The sequence below is a fragment of the Streptomyces sp. DT224 genome, from assembly GCF_049844595.1.
In the GTDB taxonomy this organism is placed as follows: Bacteria; Actinomycetota; Actinomycetes; order Streptomycetales; family Streptomycetaceae; genus Streptomyces.
In genome coordinates, this window is the sequence record NZ_JBNCLI010000013.1 from 198,229 (window position 1) to 223,763 (window position 25,535).

Consider the following 25,535-nt stretch of genomic DNA (forward strand, 5'->3'; position numbering starts at 1 on the left):
GTCGGTCACAGCAGCGGGGTCGCGAGGGCCAGCGGACAGGGCGGGCCGTCCCACTGCCAGGAAGGGGCGAGGGCGTCGGCCACGTCGTCCGCCGTCTCGGAGCCGGGGCGGAAGGAGCCGCCTGCCCCGAGCGCGTCCCACGCGGACGCGGTGTAGTGGTGGACGGGGCCCTTCGGGCCGGCGTCCGGGTCCGCGCGGGCCAGGACCCGGACCCCCCGGGCGCGCAGTCCGTCGAGTTCGGCGCGCCAGTCGGCGCCGAGGGGGCAGGCGGGCACCATCTCGTGCTGCTGCTCGGGCAGTCCGGGCGGGCGGCGGCCGACGACGAGCAGGACGCGTCGGGTGTCCGGGACGCGGGCGGTGGGGGGCCGGGCCCGGACGAGCCGGCCCACTTCCCTGAGGGCGTCCTCCAGCGAGGAGGCGGTGTCCTGTTCGCGCCGCGCGGGCCGCCAGCCGGTCAGCGCGGCGAGGGCGGCCCGGGCGGGGCCGGCCGGGACGCGCAGCAGGAGCAGGGGGCGGGGGCCGTAGCGGTTCTCGTGGACCGCGTGGTCGTAGTGGCCGACGACGCCGACGCGCAGGCCGGGTCCGTGCCGCCGGGCCAGGGTGGCGATGACGTCCCGGGCGAAGCCGAGCCGCTCGCCGGTCTCCTCGGCGTCGGCGCCGCTCATCTCGACGGTGAGGAACACGTCGAGGGCGGGCGGCTGGATCACGCGCCGGGGCAGGCTGCCCACCAGGGCGGGGATGTCGGGGAGTTCGCACCGGCCCTCCGCGTGGGCGCCCTCGTGCGCGGTGACCTCCCCCGGGCCGTGCAGGACGAACGCGAGGCGTGCGGGTGCGAAGGCGGCGAGGTCGGTCCGCCGCGCGGAGAGGGCCACCGCGCCGCGCCCGTCGGCCCTCGGGGTCCCCGCGAGGACGGGCAGCAGCACCGGGGCGCGGGCGGCGAGTCCGCCGTAGACGGTGATCTCGGCGGTCGCGGTCTCCCCGCGCCGCAGCCGCGATCCGGCCGGGAAGAGGACCTGGGTGTGGGCGTGCACCTCGCCGGTGTGCCGGTCCACGCGGGCGAGGAGCAGGGAGTGGTCGACGGCCAGCGGCGCGGTCCGCAGCGCCGCGCGCACCGCCTCGGCGGTGTCGGTGCCGGAGGCGGTGCCGGCGCCGGCGGCGGCGCCGGCGCCGGCGGCTGCTTCGCCGGGCCCGGGTCCGATCTCGGCGCTCGGGCGGTACACGGCCCGCAGCAGGGCGGCGGCCCGGTCGAGGAGGACCCAGCCGCTGCGGCGGCCGAGGAGCACGAGCGTGCGGGCCCGGGAGAGCGCGGGGTGGGTGCGCAGCCACCGGGTGACCGCCGCGTCGAACTCCGCGCGGTCCAGGGGCTGCTCGGTGCCGATGCCCCCGGCGAGCCGGAAGCGGCGCGGTGCGGCGTCGCCGTCCAGCACGGGCAGGAGCGAGGCCCAGTCGGTGCTGCCGGCGTCGGTCTGGCGGGGGATGCCGCTGCGGTCGGCGGCGGCGCGGATCACGTGCAGGCGGTCGGGCGTGAATTCGGCGAACACCACGTCGGGGATGCGTCCGTCGACCAGGTCGGTGAGGATCTGCTGCCAGCGGGCGGAGTCGTGCGGTGGTAAGGAGCCCCCGGGTAAGGACGGCGGTGCGGGCTCCGCCGGTCCGGCCCTGAGCAGCGGGGCGAGCCGCCGTACGCCCTCCGCGTCCCCCTGTGAGAGCGTCGCGGCCCGTAAGTCCCAGGCGTGCTGGGCGGTGTGCAGCGCGGTCCGGGCCGCGTCGGTGTCCTCGTCGGTCAGGGCGCCGAGGACCGGGTCGTCCCACATGCGCCAGGAGCAGCCCGCGCACTCCTGTCCGTCCGTGTCCGGTGTCGCGCACACCGGGCACACCGCACCGGTTCCCCTGGCCAAACCCCGGCTCCCCCCTCGTATCCCCGCCGCTCACCCTCCGCGCATGGTCACTGACCACAGGCGCTCGGCTCCGGGGCGTCATGGTGACACAACGGCGGTCGCGAAGGTCAGGGTTCGGAAGGATGAACCCGATCATCTCGCCGGACACCCCGTGGTGAACCGGTTCTTCGCTCGGGTGCTTCACGGGGGCGGGCCCGGTGCCGTACGGAATCGGCAACCGGGTCCGTTCTGTGCCGAGTTGGGTCCGCCACCCCCTTCCGCGAGGTGACCGGTGAGGTCGTAGCATCGACACTTTGCGCGGTCTTTACTGCTTCACGAGGGGGAACGTGATGGGCATCGGCAGGCGACGGGCCTCGGTCATCGCCGGGGTGGTGGCCGGGGCGGTGCTGGCGACGGGCACCGTCCTGTGGGCGACGGACAGCGGGCCGTTCCGGGAGAGTTACTGCTGGGGTGCGTGGGAGCAGAACAGCGGCCCGTCCTTCCTCGGTGACGGGGCGCTCGAGAAGTCCGGCTCCGAGCGCGGCTCCACCGAGTCCGCCGCGCCGTCGGCCGCCCGCCCCCACGGCACCTGCACGGTGTCCGTCACCTCCGAGGTCGAGGACGACGACTCGGACGAGCCGCTGGCCTTCGAGGAGTCGGTGACCCTGGAGTACGGTCCGGTGCCCGCCGGGGCGAAGGAGCGGCGGGCCTGGCTGGCGCACTACTTCCACGGCTCCGCCTCCCCGCTGCCGGACGGGCTCGACGGCCTGGCCGGCGGGGACCGGGGCATGCTGGTGCTCCCGTCGTCCTGCGACAAGGACGGCGCCCCGTCCGTGGTGACGATCCGCAGCGAGAGCACGGGCGACGGCCATCTCGGCAAGGTGCCCGTGCCGTTCACGATCGCCACGCGCACCGACGTGGTCCGGATGCTGCTCGCCGCCGCCAACACGGGTATGGAGAAGGCCGGGTGCGCGCCCGCGCGGCCGCTGCGGAGCAGCTCCCCGATGGTGACCGTGGCCGAGGACGAGGAGTCGGCGGCGTCGCCTCTGTGCCGGATCCCCGGGATGACGTTCGACTACGGCGAGGGCTCGCGCTACCGGCAGCAGGTGGGCGCGGTCACCGACCGGCTCCAGACGTGTTCGGTGGTGTGGAGGCAGCTGCGGATGCCCGAGGAGCCGTCCGCGCAGTACGTGATGGCCGGCCGGACCCGTCTCGTGGACCTGTTCCGGGGGCTGCCGGAGGGCACTGGCCAGGGCTTGGTGCGCCGCGGCTGCGGCGGCCGGCCGACGGTGTTCTACGGGCACGTGGAGGCCGGTCTCCAGGACCGGGGCCGCCCCTCCGACCAGCGGGTGTTCGAGCGGTTCGTGGAGTCCGTGGGGAAGCGCATCGGATGCGGGAGCGGTGAGGACGCGTGAGTGAGGAGAAGGCCGTGGAGGAGAACCCGGTGACGGACGCCGAAGCCACCCCCGTGCCGGAGGCGCCCCGGCCCCCGCTCGCCCGCCGTCTGCTGCGAAGCCGTACCGTGCGGGCCGCGACCGCCGCCGCGCTGGCCGGGGCCCTGCTGGGTGCGGGCACGGTCGCCTGGCGCACGGACACGCTGCCGCTGGCGGGGTCGTCCGCGCCCTGCTGGGACTCGCTCGGTTCCGGTTCCATGGACGCCCTGTTCGGGGACCGCAGGACCGAGGTGGACGAGCAGTCCCTGCACGACGACCCGATGGGCGGCACCGGTGCGTACGGCCAGTGCCGCATCACGAGCTACGAGGGCGACCGGGCGCGCCGCCAGGTGACGGTGAACGTGCGCCGTCTCGATGGGCTGCGGGGCACCGACGCGCAGGACTGGCCGAGGGAGTTCCTGTCCTCGGGCATGGTGTCGCTCGGCGACGGGCTGCCCGGCATGGCCTCGTCCTCGCGCGCCTGGATCGCGCTGCCGCAGGCGTGCACCGGGCGCGACGACTTCACCGGGCCCACGGTGGTGGACATCGGCATGGGCCGGGCGGACTTCGAGGTGTCGCCCGACGAAGCCCCGCGGGACCGCACGGCCCTGACCGGAGCCCTGATCGACGCGGCCAACGGGGTGATCGACGGCTTCGGCTGCTCCGGCACGTACCGGGAACCGCGCGATCTGCACCCGCCGGTCCTGTGGGACAGCACCCGGACGTCCATGTTCTGCGGGATCAAGGGCCTCGCCCTGCCGGCGGCGTACCGGAAGGAGCTGCGGGAGACGCGCGCCAGCGGCGAAGGCGGCCCGGCCCAGGTCTGCGAGGCGGGGTACGACTCCGACGAGACGGCCGTGCGGCTGACGACGGTGACCGATCCGGCGCTGTCCGAGATCTACTCGTCGGACGCGCTGCACTCGGGTGCGCCCGTGAAGGGGACCCGGGGCTACGGCAAGATCGGCGGGAACCGGGCGGTGTTCAAGGCGCTCTGCCAGACCGGGCCGGTGATGTTCGTCCTGGAGCAGCTGCGCCCGGCGGGCAAGGGCAGCCGCTTCACGTTCACCCGCGATCTGCTCCCGGCCTACGTGGCCGCGGAGGCCGAGCGGATCGGCTGCGGCCCGCAGAAGCTGACGCTCCCCGCGCCCTGAGCGCCGAGCGAACAACACGTAGCGACGTCATCAGGGCCGCCTCACCTCGGAGTCGGCCCTGATGACGTGCTGACGCACCCGAAAGTTCAGGGCGATGCTTCGAGCCCGAGGCTTCCGGCCCTGATGGCTCCCCGTAGGACGTGGACGATGTCCTCGGGCTTGAGGTCGATACCGTCGAGGCCCTCCAGGGTCAGCGGGATCTCCTCCAGCGCATACTCACCGCGGCCCTCGGCGCTGAACTCGGGACCGGTGCGGTCATCGAAGGACCAGGTAGCGATGCGGGCGAGGTAGAAGAGCTGACGCTCGTCGTCGGACTCCATCGTGTGGAGCAGACGGATGATGTCGGCCTTACCCGCGATCTCTTCGTGGATCTCCCGGTGGAGCGCGGCCTCGCGAGACTCGTCGGTGGGCTCGACGCCGCCACCGGGCAGGACCCAGTACACGGGGATGCCGGGCCTGGTGCGACGGATGACCAGCATCGTGTGGTCGGGGGTGACGAGGACAGCACGGACTCGTTCCCTCATTTCGGTTTGCCTCCTTGCTTGTTGGTGGTCTCAGTGGAGCAGCCAGCCGCCGTCGACGTGGACGGACTGCCCCGTAAGGAACCAGGCGGAGGGGCCTACGAGAAACGCCACCAGGGCGGCGACGTCCTCGGGGCGGCCACGGCGCGGGACGCGCTGGCGCTTGATCTGGTCCTCCGGCCGCGCGCGGTGCCGGGCGGGGAGGGCGTTCTCGGCCTCGGCCTGGATGGCTCCGGGCAGGACTGTGTCGACGCAGATTCCGTACGGGCCCAGTTCGCGGGCGAGAGAGCGGGTAGGTCCCAGCAGCCCGGCCTTCGCGGTGCTGTACGCGACGAGGTTCGTCCGGCCGCGCGGGAGTTGACGCTTCCGATGTTCACGATCCGGCCCCAGCGGCGCTCGATCACGCCGGGGGTGAACGCTGTGTCGCGACGGTTACCTTCCCTGCGCTCCGGTCGGCCGGAAGGGCGATCACCCTCCGGCAGGATCGGCGACCTTGCCCTCCAACAGCTCCAGCGCCTCCTCCCACCGGAAGCGGTCTGCCCCACCGCCCGCCTTCGGCCGGTGGGGCTCGTAGGACCCGATCATCACGCCCATCTCCCGTAACCGCTCCAGGCTTCGGCCGTACGCCGGGTGGGCGGCCATGGCCGTGTTCACGTACGGGAGGACGGCGGTCGGGATGCCGAGCCCGTATGCCTCGCACAGGATGCCGAGGGCCAGGGTGTCGGCGATGCCGGCCGTCCATTTGTTGATCGTGTTGAAGGTGGCGGGCGCGACGGCGATGGCGTCGGCGGGCGGCAGCGGACGCGGGTCGCCGGGACTGCGCCAGGCCGAGCGGATCGGGTAGCCGGTCTGGGCCTCGACCGCTTCCGTGTCGAGGAAGCCGAGCCCTTGGGGTGTGGCTACGACCCCGACGCCCCAGCCCTTGTTCTGTGCGGCGGTGATCAGTTTGTGGGCGTCGCCCGCGATCCCGGCTGCGCAGACGACGACGTACAGGAAGGGTTGTGTCGTCACGCTGGGGCTCCCGGTCGTCGGCTCAGGCGGTGGAGTTCGGGCAGCGTACGCCGCCGGTCGCGCGCGGCCATGTACAACCCCAGGTATTCAGCGGCTCCGTATGAAGACCGGAGGCGCCCAGCAAGGTGCACGCCAGTCCAAGCACCGGCGGTTCCGCGTCGAGGGGCGCCAAGCCCCATGAAAGGATGCCCGGCACCATGAGAACCACCAGCTTTCCGGTGCCGGGCGGGTGCCCCCGGTGAGGGGCCGGGCGAAGCCGCCGCCGTCGCCGCTTCCCCAGCGCGACGGCGTCGACCCGGTCCGGGTCCGGCTCCCGGCCGATCCGGGAGGCCGGTGGGCGACGGTCGGGGACCATCTGGTGGACCGGTTCGCCGGGGCGATCGGCGCGGACCGGGTCGAGGCGCTGCTCGCCGATGGCCGGTTCGTGTCGGCGGCGGGCCCGGTCACCGGCGACGAGCCGTACGCGGCGGGGCGCTACCTGTGGTTCCACCGGGACTTCGCGCCGGAGGAGCCGGTGCCGTTCCGGGTGGGCGTCGTATACCGGGACGCGCACCTGGTCGTCGCGGACAAGCCGCACTTCCTGGCGACGATGCCGCGTGGCCGGCACATCACGGAGACGGCGGTGGCCCGGCTCCGCCGCGATCTGGAGCTGCCGGAGCTCCAGCCCGCGCACCGGCTGGACCGGCTGACGGCGGGCCTCGTGCTGTTCGTGGTGCGGCCCGGGGAGCGCGGGGCGTACCAGACGCTGTTCCGGGACCGGCTGGTGCGCAAGGAGTACGAGGCGGTGGCCCCGTACGATCCCGGGCTCGTTCTGCCGCGTACGGTGCGCAGCCGCATCGTGAAGGAACGCGGGGTGCTCGCGGCGCGGGAGGAGCCCGGCGAGCCGAACAGCGAGAGCCGGATCGAGTTGCTGGAGCACCGGGGCGGGCTCGGCCGTTACCGGCTGCTGCCCGCCACCGGGCGCACTCATCAGCTGCGGGTGCACATGAACAGCCTGGGCCTGCCGCTCGTCAACGACCCGGTCTACCCGGTGACCGAGCCGGACGCCGCCCCCGGTGACTTCTCGCGCCCGCTGCAACTGCTCGCCCGGATACTGCAGTTCACCGACCCGGTCACGGGAGAGCCGCGCCGCTTCGAGAGCGGGCTGCGGCTCTCCGCGTGGCCGGATCGGTAGGACCCTCAGTGGCCCCGGGCGATCCACTCGTCCAGGTGCGGGGCCTCCGCGCCGATGGTGGTGGAGTCGCCGTGGCCGGTGCGCACCTCGGTCGCCGGGTCCAGGGTGAGCAGCCGGTCCCGGATGGAGTCCACGATCACCGGGAACGACGAGAAGGACCGGCCGGTGGCGCCGGGCCCGCCCTGGAAGAGCGTGTCCCCGGTGAAGACCGTGGCCAGGCCGGGGGCGTACAGGCAGACCGCGCCGGGGGCGTGGCCCGGGGTGTGCAGGACCGTCAGCGTGGTGCCGGCCACCGTGATCTCCTGGCCGTCGGCCAGCTCGCCGTCGGGCGCCCGGTCGGGGTGGGTCTGCGTCCACAGCGGCAGGTCGTCCGGGTGGAGCAGGATCGGCGCGCCGGTGGCGGCGGCGAGCGCGGGGGCGGCGTCGATGTGGTCGTTGTGCGCGTGGGTGCAGACGATGGCGCGCAGCGTCCGGCCGCCGAGGGCTTCCTCGATGGCGGCGGCGTCGTGGGCCGCGTCGATGACGACGGCCTCGGTGTCGTCCCCGACGATCCAGACGTTGTTGTCGACGTCCCACTCGCCGCCGTCGAGCGCGAAGGTGCCGGAGGTGACGAGGTGGTCGATGCGGGCGGCCATCAGAACACCACCACGGAGCGCAGCACGTCGCCGTCGTGCATCCGGCCGAACGCCTGCTCGATGTCGCCGAGGCCGATGGTCTCGGTGACGAACGCGGCGAGGTCGAGGCGGCCCTGCTGGTGGAGGTCGACCAGCATCGGGAAGTCGCGGGACGGCAGGCAGTCCCCGTACCAGGAGGACTTGAGCGAGCCGCCGCGGCCGAAGACGTCGAGCAGCGGGAGTTCCAGCTGCATCTCGGGGGTGGGGACGCCGACGAGGACGACGGTCCCGGCGAGGTCGCGGGCGTAGAACGCCTGCTTGTACGTCTCCGGGCGGCCGACGGCCTCGATGACGACGTCGGCGCCGTTGCCGCCGGTCAGCTCGCGGATGGCCTCGACGGGGTCGGTGGAGCGGGAGTTGACGGTGTGGGTCGCGCCCATCGACTTCGCCGTCTCCAGCTTGCGGTCGTCGATGTCCACGGCGATGATCCGGGCCGCGCCGGCCAGCCGGGCGCCCGCGATCGCGGCGTCGCCCACGCCGCCGCAGCCGATGACGGCGACCGAGTCGCCGCGGCCGACCTGGCCGGTGTTGATGGCGGCGCCGATGCCCGCCATGACCCCGCAGCCGAGGAGCCCGGCGACGGCCGGGGAGACCTCCGGGTCGACCTTGGTGCACTGGCCGGCGGCGACGAGGGTCTTCTCGGCGAAGGCGCCGATGCCCAGCGCCGGGGACAGCTCGGTGCCGTCGAGGAGGGTCATCTTCTGCTTCGCGTTGTGCGTGTCGAAGCAGTACCAGGGCCGCCCGCGCAGACAGGCGCGGCACTGGCCGCACACCGCGCGCCAGTTGAGGATCACGAAGTCGCCCGGGGCGACGTCGGTGACGCCCTCGCCGACGGACTCCACGACACCCGCGGCCTCGTGGCCGAGGAGGAAGGGGAACTCGTCGCTGATGCCGCCCTGCTTGTAGTGCAGGTCGGTGTGGCAGACGCCGCACGCCTGGACCTTGACCACGGCCTCCCCGGGGCCCGGGTCCGGGATGACGATCGTCTCGACGCGGACCGGTTCGTTCTTGCCCGGTGCGATGACCCCTTGTACGTGCTGCGGCATTCCCGTGGACTCCCTTTTCCCGACTCTTCGCTGAGACCGGTGCTCCCGGTTGTGTGGCCGGGATCGATCACGGGCAACGGTACGCGGTACCGGGCCGGGGCCGGTCTCAGGGCGCGAGGACGTCCAGCTCGTGCAGGGCGCCGACGGCGATCTCCTTCGTCAGGCGCTCGGCCTCGGCCGCGTCCCCGGCGCGCACGGCCTCGGCGAGCCGGACGTGGAGGGTGACGGCCGCCGGGTCGGGGTCCTCGAACATCACCTGGTGGTGGGTGCGGCCCGCCAGGACCTCGGCGACCACGTCGCCCAGGCGCGCGAACATCTCGTTGCCGGAGGCGTTGAGGACGATGCGGTGGAAGGCGATGTCGTGCGCGAGGTAGCCCTCCAGCTGCTGGCCGCGCGAGGTGGCGACCATGCCGAGGGCGCGCTCGGTCAGTTCGGCGCACTGCTCCGGGGTGGCGTTGCGGGCGGCGAGCGAGGCGGCGACCGGTTCGATCGCGGAGCGCAGCACGGTGAGGGAGCGCAGCTGGCGGGGGCGGTCGGCGCCGGCCAGCCGCCACCGGATGACCTGGGGGTCGTACACGTTCCACGCCTCGGCCGGCCGTACGGTCACGCCGACGCGGCGGCGGGACTCGACCAGGTGCATCGACTCCAGGACCCGGACCACCTCGCGGACCACCGTGCGCGAGACGTCGAAGCGCCGGGCCAGCTCGTCGGTGCGCAGGACCTGGCCGGGCGGGTGCTCCCCGGCGGCGATCTCCAGGCCCAGGGCGTCCAGGACATGCGTGTGGAGCCCCTGGGCAGGTGTGGTCATGGACCAAGGGTACGGGGCCGCCTCCGAGCCCATTAAGTACGACGTTTATGTCACACCCCCTTGAATAAGTCGTACGTATAGGTTTCAGTGGCGCGACGGACCGATGTCGAGGGAGACATCGAAGAGACAGCGAGGCACCGCTATGAGCACCCCCCACGTCGTCGTGGTGATGGGCGTGGCAGGGACCGGCAAGACCACGATCGGTCCCCTGCTCGCCGACGCACTGGGCGTCCCGTACGCCGAGGGCGACGACTTCCATCCCCCCGCGAACATCGCCAAGATGTCGGCCGGCACCCCGCTGGACGACGCGGACCGGTGGCCCTGGCTCGACGCGATCGGGCGCTGGGCGCACGGCCGGGCGGGGCTCGGCGGGGTCGTCAGCAGCTCCGCGCTCAAGCGCTCCTACCGGGACCGGCTGCGCGCCGAGGCCCCGGGCGCCGTCTTCCTCCACCTGACCGGGGACCGTTCCCTGATCGAGGAGCGGATGGCTGCCCGCAAGGGCCACTTCATGCCGACCGCGCTCCTCGACTCCCAGTTCGCCACCCTCCAGCCGCTGGAGGACGACGAGGCCGGCGTCGCCGTGGACGTCTCCGGCACCCCCGAAGAAATCACCCAGCGAGCCGTCGCCGCGTTGCGCCGGCTCGACAGCTAAGGACCACCACCGTGACCAGTCTCAGCGTCGAGACGCTGGCAGCGGACGCCGTCGAACCGATCACCTCGGCCGGCAACGCGCAGTTGGGCATCGCCGTCCTGGCGGGCATCGCCGTCATCGTCCTGCTCATCACCAAGTTCAAGATGCACGCGTTCCTCGCGCTCACCATCGGCTCGCTGGCGCTCGGCTCGTTCGCCGGTGCCGCGCCGGCGAAGACGATAGCGAGCTTCACCGCGGGCCTCGGCTCGACCGTCGCGGGCGTCGGCGTCCTGATCGCGCTCGGCGCGATCCTGGGCAAGCTGCTCGCGGACTCCGGCGGGGCCGACCAGATCGTGGACACGATCCTGGCGCGGACGAGCAAGCGGGCCATGCCGTGGGCGATGGTCCTCATCGCCTCGATCATCGGCCTGCCGCTGTTCTTCGAGGTCGGGATCGTCCTGCTGATCCCGGTCGTGCTGCTCGTCGCCAAGCGCGGCAACTACTCGCTGATGCGCATCGGCATCCCGGCCCTGGCCGGCCTGTCCGTGATGCACGGCCTCATCCCGCCGCACCCCGGCCCGCTCGTCGCGATCGACGCGCTCGACGCCAACCTCGGCGTCACGCTGGCCCTCGGTGTGGTCGTCGCCATCCCGACGGTGATCCTGGCCGGACCGGTCTTCTCGCGTTACGCCGCCCGCTGGGTGGACATCAAGGCGCCGGAGAAGATGATCCCGCAGCGCCCCTCCGAGGACCTGGAGCGCCGCCCCGGCTTCGGCGCCACCCTCGCCACGATCCTGCTGCCCGTCGTGCTGATGCTGATCAAGGCGCTCGTGGACATCGTGGTGGACGACCCGGAGCAGGGGCTCCAGAAGGTCACCGACGTGATCGGCTCGCCGCTGATCGCGCTGCTCGCGGCCGTGATCGTCGGCATGTTCACGCTGGGCCGGGCGGCCGGCTTCACGAAGGCGCGGCTCTCCACCACCGTGGAGAAGTCCCTCGCGCCGATCGCCGGTGTGCTGCTCATCGTGGGCGCGGGCGGCGGCTTCAAGCAGACGCTGATCGACGCGGGCGTGGGCCAGATGATCCTGGACTTCTCCGAGGACTGGTCGATCCCGGCCCTGCTCCTCGGCTGGCTGATCGCCGTCGCGATCCGGCTCGCGACCGGCTCGGCGACCGTGGCCACGATCTCGGCGGCCGGCCTGGTCGGCCCGCTGGCGGCCGACATGTCGACCTCGCACGCGGCCCTGCTGGTCCTCGCCGTCGGCGCGGGCTCGCTCTTCTTCAGCCATGTCAACGACGCCGGCTTCTGGCTGGTGAAGGAGTACTTCGGCATGGACGTGGGCCAGACGGTGAAGACCTGGTCGGTGATGGAGACCATCATCTCCGTGGCCTCGCTGGTCTTCATCCTGCTGCTGTCACTCGTCCTCTAGCCGGTCCACCGCCCGCTCGCCGGGTGCCCACAGCGGGTGCTCGCGGCGGGCCCACTCCCGGCCCACCGACCCGGAGCGCATGCCGCGGCGTGCCTCCGGGTCGGCGTACGCCATGGCGATGTGCCCGGCCAGCACCAGGCCGGCCGCGAGGGCCAGCCAGTCGTGGACGAAGGTCGCGGCGGTGCGCCAGGCCAGCGGGGCGAACCCGGTGAACCACATGAGCAGCCCGGTGCCCGCCATGACCAGCACCGCCCCTGCGATCCACGCCGCGTACAGCTTCTGCCCGGCGTTGAACTTCCCGGCCGGCCGCGCACCGGGCCGCCGGTCGCGCCGCAGCGCCGCCCGCAGCCACTGCCGGTCGTGCGGCCCGAACCGGTTGAGCCGCCGCAGGTCCGCCCGCAGCGTCCGCGCCGCCAGACCCGCGAGCAGCGGTACGGGCACGAGCAGCCCGGACCACTCGTGCACGGTGACCACGAGGCGGCGGCGCCCGACGAGCTGGGCGAGCTGCGGCACGTACAGGCAGGCGGCCGAGGCCACGCACAGCAGCATCAGGGCGGCGGTGGTCCGGTGCACCAGGCGCACCGGGCGGGCGAACCGGTGGACCCGGCCCGCCGGGTCAGACCGTGGGGGCGTCGTCGCGGCCGTTGGACCGGCCGACCCAGGCGTCGACGTCATAACCGAGCTTCTCCCAGTAACCGGGGCGTACGGAGTCCGTGACGGTGATCCCGGAGAGCCATTTCGCCGACTTGTAGAAGTACATCGGGGCCACGTAGAGCCGTACCGGCCCGCCGTGGGCGTGCGACACCGGCTTGTCGTTCATCCGCAGCGCCACGAGCACATCGGCGCGGCGGGCCTGGGCGAGGGTCAGGCTCTCGCTGTAGGTCCCGTCGAAGCAGGTGAAGCGGACGGCCCTCGCACCGGGCCGCACCCCGGCCGCGTCCAGCAGGGCGGACAGGCGTACCCCCTCGAAGGGGGTCGAGGGCACCCGCCAGCCGGTGACGCACTGGACGTCCCGGACGGTCCGGGTCTGCTCCATGCCGCGCAGGGCGTCCAGCGTGTACGTGGCCGGGCGGTCGACCAGCCCGTCGACCTTGAGCCGGTAGTCGGCGGCGCCCTTGGCCGGTACGGAGGAGGCCACGGAGTAGTAGCGGAAGCCGCCGCCGTTGGGCAGCAGACCGGTGAGACCGGTGGGGTCCTTGCCCGCGACCGCGCCGAGCCCCGATTCGAGCGTCCGTTGCAGGAGGGGCGCGGCGACGAGTCCGGCGGCGCCGAGGCCCAGCATGGCGAGGACCACGCGGCGGCCGACGGGGGCGCCGACGCCGTCGGGGCCGTCGTCGGGCGGGAAAGTGTTCACCTGACGATTCGAGCACCCGGGGCGCCCGCGCGCCAGGGGCGGCGGCGGGCCGTCACCGTCCCGTCAGATGTGCCGCGCGCCGGTCCTCGGCACGGTGCCAGACTGGCGCCATGCCGAACCGTGAAGCGCTCAAGCCCTTCCTGCTCGCCTTCCCCGGGCCGCTGCGCGACCAGTTGGTCGCGGCGGTCCTGGACGGGCGGAAGGTGTCGACCTCCGGACTGCTCGTGGAGTACGAGATCGAGCAGGAGGAGCTGCCGCCGGTCGGTGAGCGGTCCGCCCTGATCGACTCGGACGGCCGGGAGATCGCCGTACTGGAGGTGACCGGGGTACGGGTGCTGCGGCTGGCGGACGTGGACCTCCAGCACGCGCTGGACGAGGGCGAGGGCTATGCGTCGGTCGCCGAGTGGCGGGCGGGCCACGAGCGGTTCTGGCACAGCGAGGAGATGCGCGACGCGCTCGGCGACCCGGAGTTCACGGTGGACGACGAGACGATGATCGTCGCCGAGCGGTTCCGGGTGGTCGAGCGCATCGAGGCGGACGCGGAGGGCTGACCGGGCCTCACCGCACCTCGGCCTCCGTCCCCTTCTCCCGGCCCGCGCCCTTCACCAGGCCCAGGCGGCGACGGATCGCGAGCAGCCGGGGGTGGCGTTCGTGCAGCTCGGCCGAGCGGCGGTCGAGCTCCTGGCCCAGGCGCTCGGCGCGCTTCTCGATGTCCAGCTCGTCCAGGATGCGGTCCACCTCGGCGAGCAGCGCCCCGTGCAGCTGCCACTTCCGGGGGTGCTCCTGGACGGCGGCCAGCAGCATGTCCGCCACCAGGTCGCGGGTCCTGCGGCTGGTGTCGAGCGCGTCGGTGAGCCGGTCCTCGGCCTCCTCGGCGCTGGCGGCGACCGGGGTCGTGATGAGCAGCGAGAAGCTTTCGATGGCCCCCGCCATCTGCTCGAACAGTTCCGTCATGTGGGCCGCGACCTCGGCCGGGAACTGGGGCGCGTCGCCCCGGTCCTTGGCCAGGTCGGTCAGGGTCCTGGACAGCACCCGGACGACGACGGCGCAGATCTCCAGCGTGTCCAGGCCCGTCCGCAGCACCACGCGGTGCAGCAGCCCCTGCCGCACCCTGGGGTTGTACATGAGGCTTTCCTCGGCCTGCCGGAGCGAGGCGTCCACCTCCACGATGTCGTGGTCGAGACGGCGGGCCCGGTGCAGCCGGTCGGCCGCCTCCGCGACGGTGACCGGGCGGGCGAGGTCGCTCCCCAGATCGCGGAACATCCGCCCCATCTCGCGGGCCAGCCCGTCGATGGAGGCGCCCGCGGTCTGCACCCAGACGGGCGGGGCGAACAACAGGTTGAACAGCAGGCCCACGCCGGCGCCGATCAGTGTCTCGTACACGCGCTCCCAGGCCATGCTGGACCGCGCGGTCTGCGAGGTGACGCCGAGGACCAGCATGGCGCTGATCGCCACCTCGGGGACGAACTCGTCCACCCGGACCAGTCTGCCGACGATCAGCGCCGTGAAGATGGTCAGCCCCAGGCTCCACCAGGAAATGCCGACCAGTGAGCTGAAGCCGCTCGCGATGAGGACGCCGACGACGACGGCCACCACACGCTTGACCGACATGTTGACGGTGGCGTAGAGGGTGACCTGGACGACGAGCAGCGCGGTCAGCGGTGCGGTCAGGGGGGCGGGCTCGGTCAGGGTCGCGGTCGCCACGGCATAGGCGATGACCGCGGCGCCCGTGGAGCGCAGGGTCTGCGCCGCCACGGGCTCCGTGGTGCGCCGGACGAGGTTGATGACGGGTTCGGCTACTCCTGGCATCTTCTTCCCATGCCCGGATAAAGGCGTCTCCCCACGGTTCCGCACCCGGAACCCCACCGGACGGACGCGCCCGGGGCGGGAGGGCCTGTCCGGCGGATCCTCGTGGATCAGCCGGACGGGCCCCAAGCCTCAGCCGACCGCCTTCGCCGCCGCCCGGCCCGCCGCGCGGCCGGAGAAGATGCAGCCGCCCAGGAAGGTGCCCTCCAGCGAGCGGTAGCCGTGCACCCCGCCGCCGCCGAAGCCGGCCGCCTCCCCCGCCGCGTACACCCCGGGCAGCGGGGTGCCGTCGCCGGTCAGGACGCGCGAGGACAGGTCGGTCTCCAGGCCGCCGAGCGACTTGCGGGTCAGGATGTTCAGCCGTACGGCGATGAGCGGCCCGGCCTTCGGGTCCAGGATGCGGTGGGGCGTCGCCGTGCGGATGAGCTTGTCGCCCAGGTAACTGCGGGCGCCCCGGATCGCGGTGATCTGGAGGTCCTTGGTGAAGGGGTTGGCGATCTCCCGGTCACGGGCGGTGATCTCGCGGCGCAGCGCGTCCTCGTCGATGAGGCCGTCCCCGGTGAGCGCGTTCATGCCGCGTACGAGGGAGCCGAGGTCCTTCTCCACGACGAAGTCCACGCCGTTGTCCATGAACGCCTTCACGGGGGCGGGGACGTCGGCGCGGGCGCGGCCGATCACGCCTCGGACCGACTTGCCGGTCAGGTCGGGGTTCTGTTCGGAGCCGGAGAGCGCGAACTCCTTGCCGATGATCTTCTGGTCCAGCACGAACCAGGTGTACTCGTGGCCGGTCCGCATGATGTGTTCGAGGGTGCCCAGCGTGTCGAAGCCCGGGAAGAGCGGGACGGGCAGCCGCTTGCCGGTGGCGTCCAGCCAGAGCGAGGACGGGCCGGGCAGGATGCGGATGGCGTGCTTGTCCCAGACGGGGTTCCAGTTCTCGATGCCCTCGGTGTAGTGCCACATCCGGTCGCGGTTGATGTGGTGGGCGCCCGCCTTCTCGGCGACGCCGAGCATCAGCCCGTCGACGTGCGCGGGCACGCCGGAGAGCAGCTTGGCCGGCGGGGTACCGAGCCGCTGGGGCCACTGGGCGCGTACGAGGTCGTGGTTGCCGCCGATGCCGCCGGAGGTGACGATCACCGCCTGGGCCCGGAGCTCGAAGGCGCCCGCGGTCTCCCGGCCGCTGGCGGTCCCGCGCGGCGCGGCGCTCGGCTCCAGGACCTCGCCGGTCACCGTGTCGACGGCGCCCCCGGTGCGGGCCAGACCGGTGACCCGGTGGCGGAAGCGGAAGGTGACCAGGCCCTTGGCGACGCCCTCGCGGACCCGGCGCTCGAAGGGGGCGACGACACCGGGTCCGGTGCCCCAGGTGATGTGGAAGCGGGGGACGGAGTTGCCGTGGCCGTTCGCGTCGTAGCCGCCGCGCTCCGCCCAGCCGACGACGGGGAAGAACCGCATGCCCTGGGCGTGCAGCCAGGAGCGCTTCTCGCCGGCCGCGAAGTCGACGTACGCCTCGGCCCACTGGCGCGGCCAGTGGTCCTCCTCGCGGTCGAAGCCGGCCGTGCCCAGCCAGTCCTGGAGGGCCAGGTCATGGCTGTCCTTGATGCGCATCCGGCGCTGTTCGGGCGAGTCCACGAGGAAGAGGCCGCCGAAGGACCAGTGCGCCTGGCCGCCGAGCGACTGCTCGGGCTCCTGGTCGAGCACGACGACCGAGCGCCCCGCGTCCACCAGTTCCGCGGTGGCCACGAGCCCGGCGAGCCCCGCCCCGATCACGATCACATCAGCGTCGTACGCCATGGTTTCCATCCTTGTCGGGGCTCGCGAAGTTACTGGTGCGTCAGATCTTGGGCACCGCGTCTCCCCGCGTCAACCGCCCGGTCGTCCGCCCCGGTCGGCCGCGCCGTCGCCGCACCGGCGGGGGCGGGCGGTTATCGTCGGAACACATCACCCTCCTCCGGCCTGACGTGGGGTGGACAAGCGTGTCCGTGCTGGTCCTCGTGCTCGCCGTGACGGCCGCCTGCTGCCTGGGCTTCGGCTTCGTGTTCCAGCAGGCCGCCGCCGCCCACGCGCCCAAGCGCGACTACCTGACGTTCCGGCTGCTGCTCGATCTGATGAAGGTGCGCAGCTGGCTGGCCGGGATCGGTCTCATGGTGTGCGGCATGGTGCTCGGGGCGCTGGCGCTCGGCAAGGGCGAGGTCTCCGTCGTGGAGCCGCTGCTGGCGACGAACCTGCTCTTCGCGATGGCCCTGTCCCGGCACCGCACCGGCCAGCGGCTCGGCCGGCAGGGCTGGGCGGGGCTCTGGCTGCTCGCGCTCGGGGTCGCCGCGTTCCTGGTGGCGGGCGAGCCGAAGGGCGGCGAGGCGGTGTCGAGCCCGCTGCGGCACTGGCTGGTCGTCGGACTGGTGGCCGGGCTCGCCCTGCTGCTGACCGCGTTCGCCAAGCGGCGCAGGTCCCGGGCGTCCCCGGCGCTGCTCGCGGTGGCGGCCGGGCTGCTCTACGGCTTGCAGGACGCGCTGACCCGGGTGAGCGCCGAGCGCTTCTCGGAGGCCGGCTGGTCGGGCCTGCTGACGTCCTGGCAGCCGTACGTGGTGCTCGTGCTCGGGGTGACGGGCCTGCTGCTGGTGCAGAGCGCCTTCGAGACGGGTCCGCTGCGGATGTCGCTGCCCGCGCTGACGGCGGCCCAGCCGCTGGCCGGGATCGCCTGCGGGATCGGCTTCCTGGGCGACCAGGTGCGGACGGACGCGGGCGCGCTGGCCTGGCAGGCCGCCGGGCTCGCGGCGATCGTGACGGGCATCGTGCTGCTGGGGCTGCATCCGGCGATGCCGGAGGGCCCGGTGCGGCGCGGTACGCACAGCCTCCAGCGGCACTGAGCGCGGGGCGGCGCCGGGCGGCCCGGGGCCTGGGGTTGGATGGCGGGCATGAACCCTTCTGACGAGATCCTGGACATCGTCGACGAGAACGACGTGGTCGTGGCGCAGGCCCCGCGCGGCGAGGCGACCGCCCGGGGGCTGCGCCACCGGTGCGTCTTCATCGAGGCGCGGGACGCCGAGGGCCGGGTCTTCGTGCACCGCAGGACCGCGAGCAAGCTGGTGTTCCCCTCGCACTACGACATGTTCGTCGGCGGGGTGGTCGGCGCGGGTGAGAGCTACGACGAGGCGGCGCTGCGGGAGGCCGAGGAGGAGCTGGGCGTCTCGGGGCTGCCGCGCCCGGAGCCGCTGTTCAAGTTCCTGTACGAGGACGGCCTCCACACCTGGTGGTCGTCGGTCTACCGGGTCAGGTGCGAGCTGCCGGTGAACCCGCAGGTGGAGGAGGTCGCCTGGCACACCTTCCTGGACGACGCGGAGCTGGAGCGGCGGCTCGGCGACTGGCTGTGGGTGCCGGACGGGCTGGACTGCTACCGGCGGCTGCGGGCGTTCCGGGAAGCCGGCTGAGCCGGTCGGAAGTGAACGGAAAAGCGGCGGATAAGGTCCACGCGTGAACGAATTCGTACAGAGCCTGCGGCTGTGGTTCGCGCCGCAGCGCATCCGCGCCGAGGGCGAGACGCCCGACTACCGCTTCTCGCTCGCCAACGAGCGGACCTTCCTCGCCTGGATCCGCACGGCGCTGGCCCTGATCGGCGGCGGCTTCGCGGTCGACCAGTTCCTGCCGGAGCTGTCCGGATGGGTGCGGGCGGGCCTGTCGCTCGCGCTGCTCGCGGCGGGCGTGCTGTGCGCGCTGCGGGCGGTCAACCACTGGGTGCGGTGCGAGCGGGCGATGCGGCGCGGCGAGGACCTGCCGGTCTCACGCTTCCCGACGCTGCTGAGCATCGCGGTCGCCGTGGTGGCGGTGGCGATGGTGGTGGTGGTCCTCTTCGGCTGGGAGGGCCGGTGACCGCCGGGGAGCGCGACCCGGGGCTCCAGCCGGAGCGGACCCGGCTGGCATGGCGGCGTACGACGCTGTCCTGCACGGTGGCGGCGGTGCTGGCCGTGAAGCAGACGCTGCACGGCGGGGCGACGAGCGCGGGGGTCATCGCGCTCGCACTGAGCGTCCTGGCCTGGCTGGGGTTCCTCCTGGTCGCCCACCGCCGGGTGCAGTCCATGGGCGGCGCCCGCCCGGAGCCCATGGCGGCGGCGGGCGCCCTCACGGCCGCCGCGTGCACGGTGGCGCTGGCGGTGTTCGCGGCGGCGATGCTGTTCTGAGGGCCGGGCCCCGGCTCACCCCTGCGGCGCGTCCCAGTCCACGGTGACGACGATCTTGCCCCGGGTCCGGCCCTCCGCGTTGAGCCGCTGGGCCGCCGCCGTCTCGGCCAGCGGGAAGACGCGGTCGACGTGCACGGTGACGATGCCCTGCTCGGCAAGTTCGGCGAGGTGGGCCAGGTCGTCGGCGTCGGGCCGGACGAACGCGTACCGGCCGCCGTACGAGAACACCTCGGTGTCCACGATGGAGGCCAGGCGGCCCTCGGGGGCCAGGGTCTCCGCGGAGGCGCGCAGGGCGTCCCCGCCCACCGTGTCGAAGGCGGCGTCGATGCCGTCGGGGGCCAGCGCCCTCAGCCGGTCCGCCAGCCCGTCCCCGTACTCCACGGGCTCCGCGCCGAGCGTGCGCAGGTGGTCGTGGTTGCGGGCGCCGGCGGTACCGATGACGCGGCAGCCGGCATGCCGGGCGAGCTGGACGGCGAGTGAGCCGACACCGCCCGCCGCCGCGTGGACGAGGACGGTCTCGCCCTCCTGGACGCGCAGGACGCGGTGGAGCACCTGATAGGCGGTGAGGCCGGCCAGGGGCAGGCCCGCCGCCTCCTCGAAGCTCAGGCGCAGGGGCTTGCGCGCGAGGGTGCGCACGGGCGCGGCCACGTACTCGGCGAAGGTCCCCCGGCTGAGGAAGTCCTCGCGGACGTAGCCGATGACCTCGTCGCCCACCGCGAACTCGTCCACGGCGACGCCGGGCTGGACGACGACGCCGGAGACGTCCCAGCCGGGGATCACCGGGAAGACCGTGTCGAGCAGGCCGTCCAGGTTGCCTTCGCGGGCCTGCCGGTCGACGGGGTTCACTGCCGCCGCCCGGACCTTGACCAGGACGGTGTCGGGGCCGACCTTCGGGTCGGGCCGCTCGCCGTACTCCAGGACACCCTCGTCGCCGAACCGGCTGTAACTGATCGCCTTCATGCTCCGACCCTCGCGGCGGGGCGGGGCGCGCGCAACTCAGCCGGGTGTCACCAGCGCGGGATCGACGGGGTCCGCCAGTCCGGCTCGGCCTTGCGCATCGCGGCGGCGTCGTCGCGCTCGCGCATCGTGCCGTCGTCGTCGAGCCAGCGGCGGTGCAGCGCGGCGAGCCGGTCCCGGTCGAGTTCGACGCCGAGGCCGGGGGCGTCGGAAACCGTGAGGCGGCCGTCCTCGAAGACATGGCGGGCGGTGATGACGTCCTCGGTCTGCCAGGGGTAGTGGCTGTCGCAGGCGTAGTCCAGGTTGGGGACGGTGGCCGCGACGTGCGTCATCGCGGCGAGGCTGATCCCGAGGTGGGTGTTGGAGTGCATCGAGAGCCCGACGCCGTGCAGGCGGCAGATCGCGGCGAGTTCGCGGGTGCGGTGCAGCCCGCCCCAGTAGTGGTGGTCGGACAGCACGACCTGTACGGCGTCCCGGGCGAACGCCTCGGGGACCTCGGCGAGCGTCGTGACGCACATGTTGGTGGCCAGCGGTACGCCGGTGGCGGCCGAGACGGCGGCCATCGCGTCCGTGCCGCTCGCCGGGTCCTCCAGGTATTCGAGGACGTCCTTCAGCTGCTCGGCGACGTACCGCGAGGTCTCCACGGACCAGGCGCCGTTGGGGTCCAGGCGCAGCGGCTGCCCGGGGAACGCCTCGGCGAGCGCGCGGACGGCGGCGATCTCCTCGTCGGGCGGGAACACCCCGCCCTTGAGCTTGAAGGAGGAGAAGCCGTGGTCGCGGGCGAAGCGGCGGGCCTGGGCGACGACGCCGGCCGGGTCGAGGGCGGCGCCCCAGTCGTCGCGCTCGCCGCCTTCCGGGTGCTCTGCCCAGCGGTAGAAGAGGTACGCGCTGTACTCGACCCGGTCGCGGACCTTGCCGCCGAGCAGCGCGTGCACCGGGAGCCCGACGGCCTTGCCGAGCGCGTCCAGGCAGGCCACCTCGAAGCCGGAGACCACCGAGAGCCTGAGCTTGTCCGCGGTCTGGACGCCGCGCAGCCCGCCCGCGTCGACGCGCTCGTCGGCCGCCCGTGCGTCGCCGCACACCTCGTCGGCCAGGGCGAACAGCCCGTTCACGTCGCTGACCGGGCGACCCGGCAGGGCGGCGGCGAGCGGCCGCGCGAGCTCCAGGTACGTGCCGTCGCCGTAGGTCTCGCCGATCCCGGTGACCCCGCCCCGGGTGACGACCTCCACGATGAGCCGGGGCGTGTACGGCTGGTGGACGCCCTGGGTGTTGAGCAGGGGCGGGTCGGCGATGAGGATCGGGGTCAGCCGGACTTCGTCGATGAGCAGCGCGGTATCCATACGTGAACCCTATTCAGGGATGCGACCAAACACCAGGGGGTCGGCGCCCGGTCGGCACCGGAGACTCCGCATCGGGTTCCGGGGACGCACTGGACGACATACCGACTGGTCGGCATCATGAGAGCGACCGTTCGCCCACCCCGGAGGTACGCACGATGAGCCACGTCCATCCGCCAGGTCTCGATCTCGACCGGCTGCGCGGACACCTGGACCGCGAGCGCCCGGGACTGGTGAACGGACCGCTGGACGCCCGGGTGGTGGAGGGCGGCCGGTCGAACCTGACGTACGTCGTCACCGACGGCACGAACCAGTGGGTCGTCCGCCGGCCGCCGCTGGGGCACGTGCTGGCCACCGCGCACGACATGAAGCGCGAGCACCGGGTGATCAGCGCCCTGCACCCCACGGCGGTCCCGGTGCCCGAACCGCTCCTGCTCTGCGAGGACGACTCGGTCGTCGGCGCGCCGTTCTACGTCATGGAGTACGTCGAGGGCACCCCGTACCGCACGGCCGAGCAGCTGGCCCCGCTCGGCCCGGAGCGCACCCGCGCCGCGGTGCTCGCCCTGGTCGACACGCTGGTCGAGCTGCACGCCGTGGACCCCGGGGCGGTCGGGCTCGGCGACTTCGGGCGGCCCGAGGGCTTCCTGGACCGGCAGCTGCGCCGCTGGGGCAAGCAGCTGGACGCCTCCCGCAACCGCGAGCTGCCCGGCATCGAGGAGCTGCACGCGGCGCTCGGCCGCGAGCTGCCCGTCTCCCCCGCGCCCGCCGTGGTGCACGGCGACTACCGCCTGGACAACGCGCTGATCGGCCCGGACGACGAGATCAAGGCCGTCCTCGACTGGGAGATGTCAACGCTCGGCGACCCGCTCACCGACCTCGGGCTGCTCGTCATGTACAGCTCCGACCTGGGGCTGCCGGAGTCGCCGGTCTCCACGACCAGCGGCGCCCCCGGCCACCCCTCCCCCGCCGAGCTGATCGAGCGCTACGCGGCCCGCTCCGGCCGCGACACCTCGGCCATCTCCTGGTACACGGCGTTCGCCTGGTTCAAGCTCGCCGTGATCCTGGAGGGCATCCACTACCGCTACACCCTGGGCCAGACCGTCGGCGGCGGCTTCGACCGCATCGGCGATCTCGTCCCCGTCTTCATCGAGCACGGCCTCACCACCCTCCAGGAAGGCTGATCCCCATGGACTTCGCATTCGACGCCCGTACCGAGGAGCTGCGCACCCGGCTCCTCGCCTTCATGGACGAGCACGTCTACCCGGCCGAGCGGATCGCGGACGAGCAGCGGGCCGAGCTGGACTCGCCGTGGCAGACCCCGCGCATCGTGGAGGAGCTGAAGGCACAGGCCCGCGCGCAGGGCCTGTGGAACCTCTTCCTGCCGGGCACGGAGCACGGGGCCGGGCTGAGCAACCTGCAGTACGCGCCGCTGGCGGAGATCCTGGGCCGCTCGCCGCGGCTGGCGCCCACCGCGACGAACTGCGCGGCGCCGGACACCGGGAACATGGAGGTGCTGGCCGAGTTCGGCACGGACGAGCAGAAGAAGCGGTGGCTGGAGCCGCTGCTGGCCGGGGAGATCCGGTCGGCCTTCGCGATGACGGAGCCGGAGGTCGCCTCCTCGGACGCGACCAACATCGAGACCCGGATCACCCGTGACGGCGGCGACTACGTCATCAACGGCCGCAAGTGGTACATCTCCGGTGCGATGAACCCCGACTGCGAGATCTTCATCGTGATGGGCAAGACTGACCCGGACGGCGCGGACATCCGCCGCCAGCAGTCGCAGATCCTGGTGCCCCGGGACACCCCCGGTCTCACGGTGAAGCGCGCCATGCAGGTCTACGGCTACGAGGACCACTGGCACGGCGGGCACGCGGAGGTCGTCTTCGAGGACGTGCGCGTCCCGGCGTCGAACCTGATCGGCGAGGAGGGCGGCGGCTTCGCCATCGCCCAGGCCCGGCTGGGTCCGGGGCGCATCCACCACTGCATGCGGCTCATCGGCATGGCGGAGCGGGCGATCGAGCTGATGTGCCGCCGCGCGGTCTCGCGTACCGCCTTCGGCAAGCCGCTCGCCCAGCAGGGCGTCGTGCAGAACTGGATCGCGGACGCCCGGGTCACCGTCGAGCAGCTGCGGCTGCTGGTGCTGAAGACGGCCTGGCTGATGGACACCGTCGGCAACCGGGGCGCGCACACCGAGATCCAGTCCATCAAGATCGCGACTCCGCGCGCGGTGGTCGCCATCCTCGACCAGGCGGTGCAGCTGCACGGCGCGGGCGGGGTGAGCCAGGACTTCCCGCTCGCCGAGCTGTGGGCCTCGGCCCGCACCCTGCGGCTCGCGGACGGCCCGGACGAGGTGCACCAGCGCTCGCTGGCCCGGCGCGAGATCAAGAAGTATCTGTAGCGCTTCAATAACCCCCGGACGGTACGTGGTCGGCCAGGGCCAGTTCGCGGGCGAAGGCCCGCACCCGCAGCAGGGTGCGGGCCAGCAGCCGGACCGGGCGGGGGCGGTGCGGGCCGTAGGCCGCGGTCCACAGGGCGGGGATGCGGGTGGAGCTCTGGATGTGCGCCATGAATCCAGCTTGGCCCCGCCCCGGGAGGCGGTCCAACAGATGGTTTCGCTGGGAGCCATCGATACTGTAGATGCATGGAGATACGCCAGCTCCGCCACTTCATGGCGGTGGTCACGCACGGCAGTTTCACCGCCGCCGCCCGCGCCGAGCTGATCGTGCAGTCGGCGCTGAGCACGTCCGTGCGCAACCTGGAACGGGAACTGGGCGCCGAGCTCTTCGACCGCACCGGCCGCCGGGTCGTCCTCACCGAGGCCGGCCGGGCGCTGCTGCCCGCCGCGCGGACGGTGCTCGCGGGGACGGACGCCGCCCGGGACGCGGTGGCGGCGGTCTCGGGGCTGGCCACCGGGCGGGTCCGCGTCGGCACGATCCAGACGCTGACCTGCGTCGACCTGGCCGCCGAACTGGCCGCGTTCCACCGGCTGTGGCCCGGGGTGCAGATCTCACTGCGCGAGGCGACGACACCGGAGCTGGTGGCGGCGGTGCGCGCCGGGGAGGTGGACCTCGCCTATCTGGCGCCGGACGCCGCCGAACTGCCGGAGGGCATCACCGCGTTCGCCTCCTGGCACGAGGAGCTGGTGCTGATCACCGCGCCCGGGCACCCCCTCGCGAGGGCGGGGCGCACCCTGATCAAGGACCTCGCCGAGGAGCCGTTCGTGGACTTCCGGGCGGGCACGGGTCTGGAGACGGCGGTGCGCCGGCTGGCCGCGCACTGCGGTCTGGAGCGCCGGATCACCTGCGACGTCACGCAGATCCGGCTCCTCGTCGACCTCGTCCGGGCGGGCATCGGGGTGGCGATCGTGCCGCGCCGGATCGGGGAGGACGCGGGGCTGCCGTGCGTGACCATCCGGCAGCCGGAGCCGGGCCGGACGGTGCTGCTGGTGGGCCGGGCGCCCCGGCCGCGCAACCCGGCGGCGGAGGCGCTGCTCGGGCAGCTGTGCGGCGAAGAGGGCGCCGCCGTTACGGTCTGAGGGCCCTCAGCAGCAGGTCGGCGAGGTGGTCGGCGACCTCCTGCGGGGTGAGGGGGCCGTCCGGGCGGTACCAGGTCGACAGGTGGTGGACCGAGCCGAAGTGGTAGTCCACGATGAGGTCCGCCGGGGTGGCCGTGGAGAACACCCCGCTGCGCTGGCCCTCCTCGACCAGGGCGCGGAAGCGCTCGTGGTAGCGCCGCCGCTCGCCCCGTACCTGCTTGTTCTTCTCCGGGCTCAGGTGGTGCATGGAGCGGAAGAAGATCGAGGCGTCGTCAAGGTTCTCGATGGTGGTGACGACGACGTCGGCCGCCGCGTCGCGCAGCCGCTGCTCGATGGGCGCCTCGGCGTTCGCGAAGGCGTCGAGGCGCTCCTGCTGGAGGCGCAGCACCCGGGCGTACACCTCCTGGAGCAGGTCCTCCTTGGAGCCGAAGTAGTGGTAGAGCGCCCCCTTGGTGACGCCGGCCGCCTCCACGATCTCCTGCACCGAGGTGCGGTCGTAGCCCTGCTCGGCGAACAGCCGGGTGGCGGCGGCCAGCAGTCGCTGGGGGACGGGGGTGCCGCTCCCGTCCGTCTCCTTGGCCATAGCCGCCGCCTTCCTTCCGTGCGTACGCGAATGTC

The 25,535-nt window shown here is 73.2% G+C and carries 28 protein-coding genes; 13 read left to right on the plus strand and 15 right to left on the minus strand.

All coding sequences use genetic code 11. The annotated features are described in order from the left end of the window. Positions 1–5 precede the first annotated feature (5 nt). Positions 6–1,898, minus strand: a complete 1,893-nt coding sequence (locus ACLQ2N_RS30315; RefSeq protein WP_425817986.1) for a hypothetical protein — start codon at positions 1,896–1,898, stop codon at positions 6–8. A gap of 329 nt (positions 1,899–2,227) precedes the next feature. On the opposite strand from ACLQ2N_RS30315, the gene ACLQ2N_RS30320 reads away from it, so the two are divergent. Beyond that, a complete protein-coding gene (locus ACLQ2N_RS30320; protein ID WP_425817988.1) occupies positions 2,228–3,292 on the plus strand; it encodes a hypothetical protein in 1,065 nt (354 codons plus the stop codon). Then, positions 3,289–4,461, plus strand: coding sequence for a hypothetical protein (locus ACLQ2N_RS30325; RefSeq protein ID WP_425817990.1), 1,173 nt, complete (start codon positions 3,289–3,291; stop codon positions 4,459–4,461). Before ACLQ2N_RS30320 ends, ACLQ2N_RS30325 begins: the two co-directional genes overlap by 4 nt. Positions 4,462–4,547: 86 nt before the next feature. Here ACLQ2N_RS30325 and ACLQ2N_RS30330 read toward each other — a convergent pair whose 3' ends face one another. From ACLQ2N_RS30330 to ACLQ2N_RS30340, 3 genes are all read right to left on the minus strand, one after another. Beyond that, complete coding sequence (locus ACLQ2N_RS30330) at positions 4,548–4,985, minus strand: NUDIX hydrolase (protein ID WP_425817992.1); 438 nt, start codon at positions 4,983–4,985, stop codon at positions 4,548–4,550. 30 nt (positions 4,986–5,015) lie between these two features. Next, a complete protein-coding gene (locus tag ACLQ2N_RS30335) occupies positions 5,016–5,372 on the minus strand; it encodes an SDR family oxidoreductase (RefSeq protein WP_425818181.1) in 357 nt (118 codons plus the stop codon). 78 nt (positions 5,373–5,450) lie between these two features. Further along, complete coding sequence (locus ACLQ2N_RS30340) at positions 5,451–5,993, minus strand: flavoprotein (RefSeq protein WP_425817994.1); 543 nt, start codon at positions 5,991–5,993, stop codon at positions 5,451–5,453. A gap of 238 nt (positions 5,994–6,231) precedes the next feature. On the opposite strand from ACLQ2N_RS30340, the gene ACLQ2N_RS30345 reads away from it, so the two are divergent. Continuing rightward, positions 6,232–7,167 (plus strand): pseudouridine synthase, encoded by a 936-nt coding sequence (locus ACLQ2N_RS30345; RefSeq protein WP_425817996.1) that lies wholly within the window; start codon positions 6,232–6,234, stop codon positions 7,165–7,167. A gap of 5 nt (positions 7,168–7,172) precedes the next feature. Here ACLQ2N_RS30345 and ACLQ2N_RS30350 read toward each other — a convergent pair whose 3' ends face one another. The 3 genes from ACLQ2N_RS30350 to ACLQ2N_RS30360 form a co-directional block, all read right to left on the minus strand. Beyond that, on the minus strand, positions 7,173–7,802 hold the full coding sequence (locus ACLQ2N_RS30350; RefSeq protein WP_425817998.1) for an MBL fold metallo-hydrolase: 630 nt from the start codon (positions 7,800–7,802) through the stop codon (positions 7,173–7,175). Next, positions 7,802–8,887: an S-(hydroxymethyl)mycothiol dehydrogenase gene (locus ACLQ2N_RS30355; RefSeq protein ID WP_425818000.1), complete on the minus strand. Its 1,086-nt coding sequence runs from the start codon at positions 8,885–8,887 to the stop codon at positions 7,802–7,804. The genes ACLQ2N_RS30350 and ACLQ2N_RS30355 overlap by 1 nt, the downstream gene beginning before the upstream one ends. A gap of 106 nt (positions 8,888–8,993) precedes the next feature. Beyond that, complete coding sequence (locus ACLQ2N_RS30360) at positions 8,994–9,695, minus strand: FadR/GntR family transcriptional regulator (protein WP_425818002.1); 702 nt, start codon at positions 9,693–9,695, stop codon at positions 8,994–8,996. A gap of 142 nt (positions 9,696–9,837) precedes the next feature. On the opposite strand from ACLQ2N_RS30360, the gene ACLQ2N_RS30365 reads away from it, so the two are divergent. Both ACLQ2N_RS30365 and ACLQ2N_RS30370 read left to right on the plus strand, forming a co-directional pair. Beyond that, entirely contained in the window at positions 9,838–10,347 is a 510-nt protein-coding gene (locus ACLQ2N_RS30365) for a gluconokinase (RefSeq protein ID WP_425818004.1), read from the plus strand. An 11-nt stretch (positions 10,348–10,358) separates the two neighbouring features. Further along, entirely contained in the window at positions 10,359–11,756 is a 1,398-nt protein-coding gene (locus ACLQ2N_RS30370) for a GntP family permease (protein WP_425818006.1), read from the plus strand. Here the strand turns inward: ACLQ2N_RS30370 and ACLQ2N_RS30375 are convergent. Next, positions 11,742–12,431, minus strand: a complete 690-nt coding sequence (locus ACLQ2N_RS30375; protein WP_425818008.1) for a cytochrome b/b6 domain-containing protein — start codon at positions 12,429–12,431, stop codon at positions 11,742–11,744. The genes ACLQ2N_RS30370 and ACLQ2N_RS30375 overlap by 15 nt on opposite strands. Next, positions 12,373–13,038, minus strand: a complete 666-nt coding sequence (locus tag ACLQ2N_RS30380; RefSeq protein ID WP_425818183.1) for a molybdopterin-dependent oxidoreductase — start codon at positions 13,036–13,038, stop codon at positions 12,373–12,375. The genes ACLQ2N_RS30375 and ACLQ2N_RS30380 overlap by 59 nt, the downstream gene beginning before the upstream one ends. Before the next feature lie 182 nt (positions 13,039–13,220). On the opposite strand from ACLQ2N_RS30380, the gene ACLQ2N_RS30385 reads away from it, so the two are divergent. Next, positions 13,221–13,661 (plus strand): ASCH domain-containing protein, encoded by a 441-nt coding sequence (locus ACLQ2N_RS30385; protein WP_425818010.1) that lies wholly within the window; start codon positions 13,221–13,223, stop codon positions 13,659–13,661. Between the two features lie 7 nt (positions 13,662–13,668). Here the strand turns inward: ACLQ2N_RS30385 and ACLQ2N_RS30390 are convergent, their stop codons facing one another. Next, positions 13,669–14,919 carry an FUSC family protein gene (locus ACLQ2N_RS30390; protein WP_425818012.1) on the minus strand — a complete coding sequence of 417 codons (1,251 nt, stop codon included), beginning with the start codon at positions 14,917–14,919 and terminating at the stop codon, positions 13,669–13,671. Positions 14,920–15,048: 129 nt separating this feature from the next. Next, on the minus strand, positions 15,049–16,704 hold the full coding sequence (locus ACLQ2N_RS30395) for an FAD-binding dehydrogenase (protein ID WP_425818014.1): 1,656 nt from the start codon (positions 16,702–16,704) through the stop codon (positions 15,049–15,051). A 182-nt stretch (positions 16,705–16,886) separates the two neighbouring features. On the opposite strand from ACLQ2N_RS30395, the gene ACLQ2N_RS30400 reads away from it, so the two are divergent. The 4 genes from ACLQ2N_RS30400 to ACLQ2N_RS30415 are packed head-to-tail and all read left to right on the plus strand — an operon-like array spanning position 16,887 to position 19,085. Beyond that, a complete protein-coding gene (locus ACLQ2N_RS30400) occupies positions 16,887–17,777 on the plus strand; it encodes a DMT family transporter (RefSeq protein WP_425818016.1) in 891 nt (296 codons plus the stop codon). Positions 17,778–17,825: 48 nt separating this feature from the next. Next, positions 17,826–18,338, plus strand: a complete 513-nt coding sequence (locus tag ACLQ2N_RS30405) for an NUDIX domain-containing protein (RefSeq protein WP_425818018.1) — start codon at positions 17,826–17,828, stop codon at positions 18,336–18,338. Between the two features lie 43 nt (positions 18,339–18,381). After that, the gene (locus ACLQ2N_RS30410) at positions 18,382–18,777 is read left to right on the plus strand and encodes a YidH family protein (RefSeq protein WP_425818020.1); all 396 of its coding nucleotides are present in this window, start codon (positions 18,382–18,384) and stop codon (positions 18,775–18,777) included. Further along, entirely contained in the window at positions 18,774–19,085 is a 312-nt protein-coding gene (locus ACLQ2N_RS30415; RefSeq protein WP_425818022.1) for a DUF202 domain-containing protein, read from the plus strand. Before ACLQ2N_RS30410 ends, ACLQ2N_RS30415 begins: the two co-directional genes overlap by 4 nt. Positions 19,086–19,100: 15 nt before the next feature. On the opposite strand, the gene ACLQ2N_RS30420 is transcribed toward ACLQ2N_RS30415, so the two are convergent. Both ACLQ2N_RS30420 and ACLQ2N_RS30425 read right to left on the minus strand, forming a co-directional pair. Next, the gene (locus ACLQ2N_RS30420; protein ID WP_425818024.1) at positions 19,101–20,045 is read right to left on the minus strand and encodes an NADP-dependent oxidoreductase; all 945 of its coding nucleotides are present in this window, start codon (positions 20,043–20,045) and stop codon (positions 19,101–19,103) included. Positions 20,046–20,092: 47 nt separating this feature from the next. Beyond that, complete coding sequence (locus ACLQ2N_RS30425; protein WP_425818026.1) at positions 20,093–21,382, minus strand: glucarate dehydratase family protein; 1,290 nt, start codon at positions 21,380–21,382, stop codon at positions 20,093–20,095. A 155-nt stretch (positions 21,383–21,537) separates the two neighbouring features. Here ACLQ2N_RS30425 and ACLQ2N_RS30430 point away from each other — a divergent pair, with 155 nt between their 5' ends. Both ACLQ2N_RS30430 and ACLQ2N_RS30435 read left to right on the plus strand, forming a co-directional pair. Then, a complete protein-coding gene (locus tag ACLQ2N_RS30430) occupies positions 21,538–22,560 on the plus strand; it encodes a phosphotransferase family protein (protein ID WP_425818028.1) in 1,023 nt (340 codons plus the stop codon). Positions 22,561–22,565: 5 nt separating this feature from the next. Next, complete coding sequence (locus ACLQ2N_RS30435; RefSeq protein WP_425818030.1) at positions 22,566–23,780, plus strand: acyl-CoA dehydrogenase family protein; 1,215 nt, start codon at positions 22,566–22,568, stop codon at positions 23,778–23,780. A gap of 4 nt (positions 23,781–23,784) precedes the next feature. Here ACLQ2N_RS30435 and ACLQ2N_RS30440 read toward each other — a convergent pair whose 3' ends face one another. Then, positions 23,785–23,949, minus strand: coding sequence for a hypothetical protein (locus tag ACLQ2N_RS30440; RefSeq protein ID WP_425818032.1), 165 nt, complete (start codon positions 23,947–23,949; stop codon positions 23,785–23,787). A gap of 74 nt (positions 23,950–24,023) precedes the next feature. Here ACLQ2N_RS30440 and ACLQ2N_RS30445 point away from each other — a divergent pair, with 74 nt between their 5' ends. Next, positions 24,024–24,917: a LysR family transcriptional regulator gene (locus ACLQ2N_RS30445; RefSeq protein ID WP_425818034.1), complete on the plus strand. Its 894-nt coding sequence runs from the start codon at positions 24,024–24,026 to the stop codon at positions 24,915–24,917. On the opposite strand, the gene ACLQ2N_RS30450 is transcribed toward ACLQ2N_RS30445, so the two are convergent. Beyond that, positions 24,907–25,500 carry a TetR/AcrR family transcriptional regulator gene (locus ACLQ2N_RS30450; protein WP_018103668.1) on the minus strand — a complete coding sequence of 198 codons (594 nt, stop codon included), beginning with the start codon at positions 25,498–25,500 and terminating at the stop codon, positions 24,907–24,909. The genes ACLQ2N_RS30445 and ACLQ2N_RS30450 overlap by 11 nt on opposite strands. Positions 25,501–25,535: the final 35 nt, after the last annotated feature.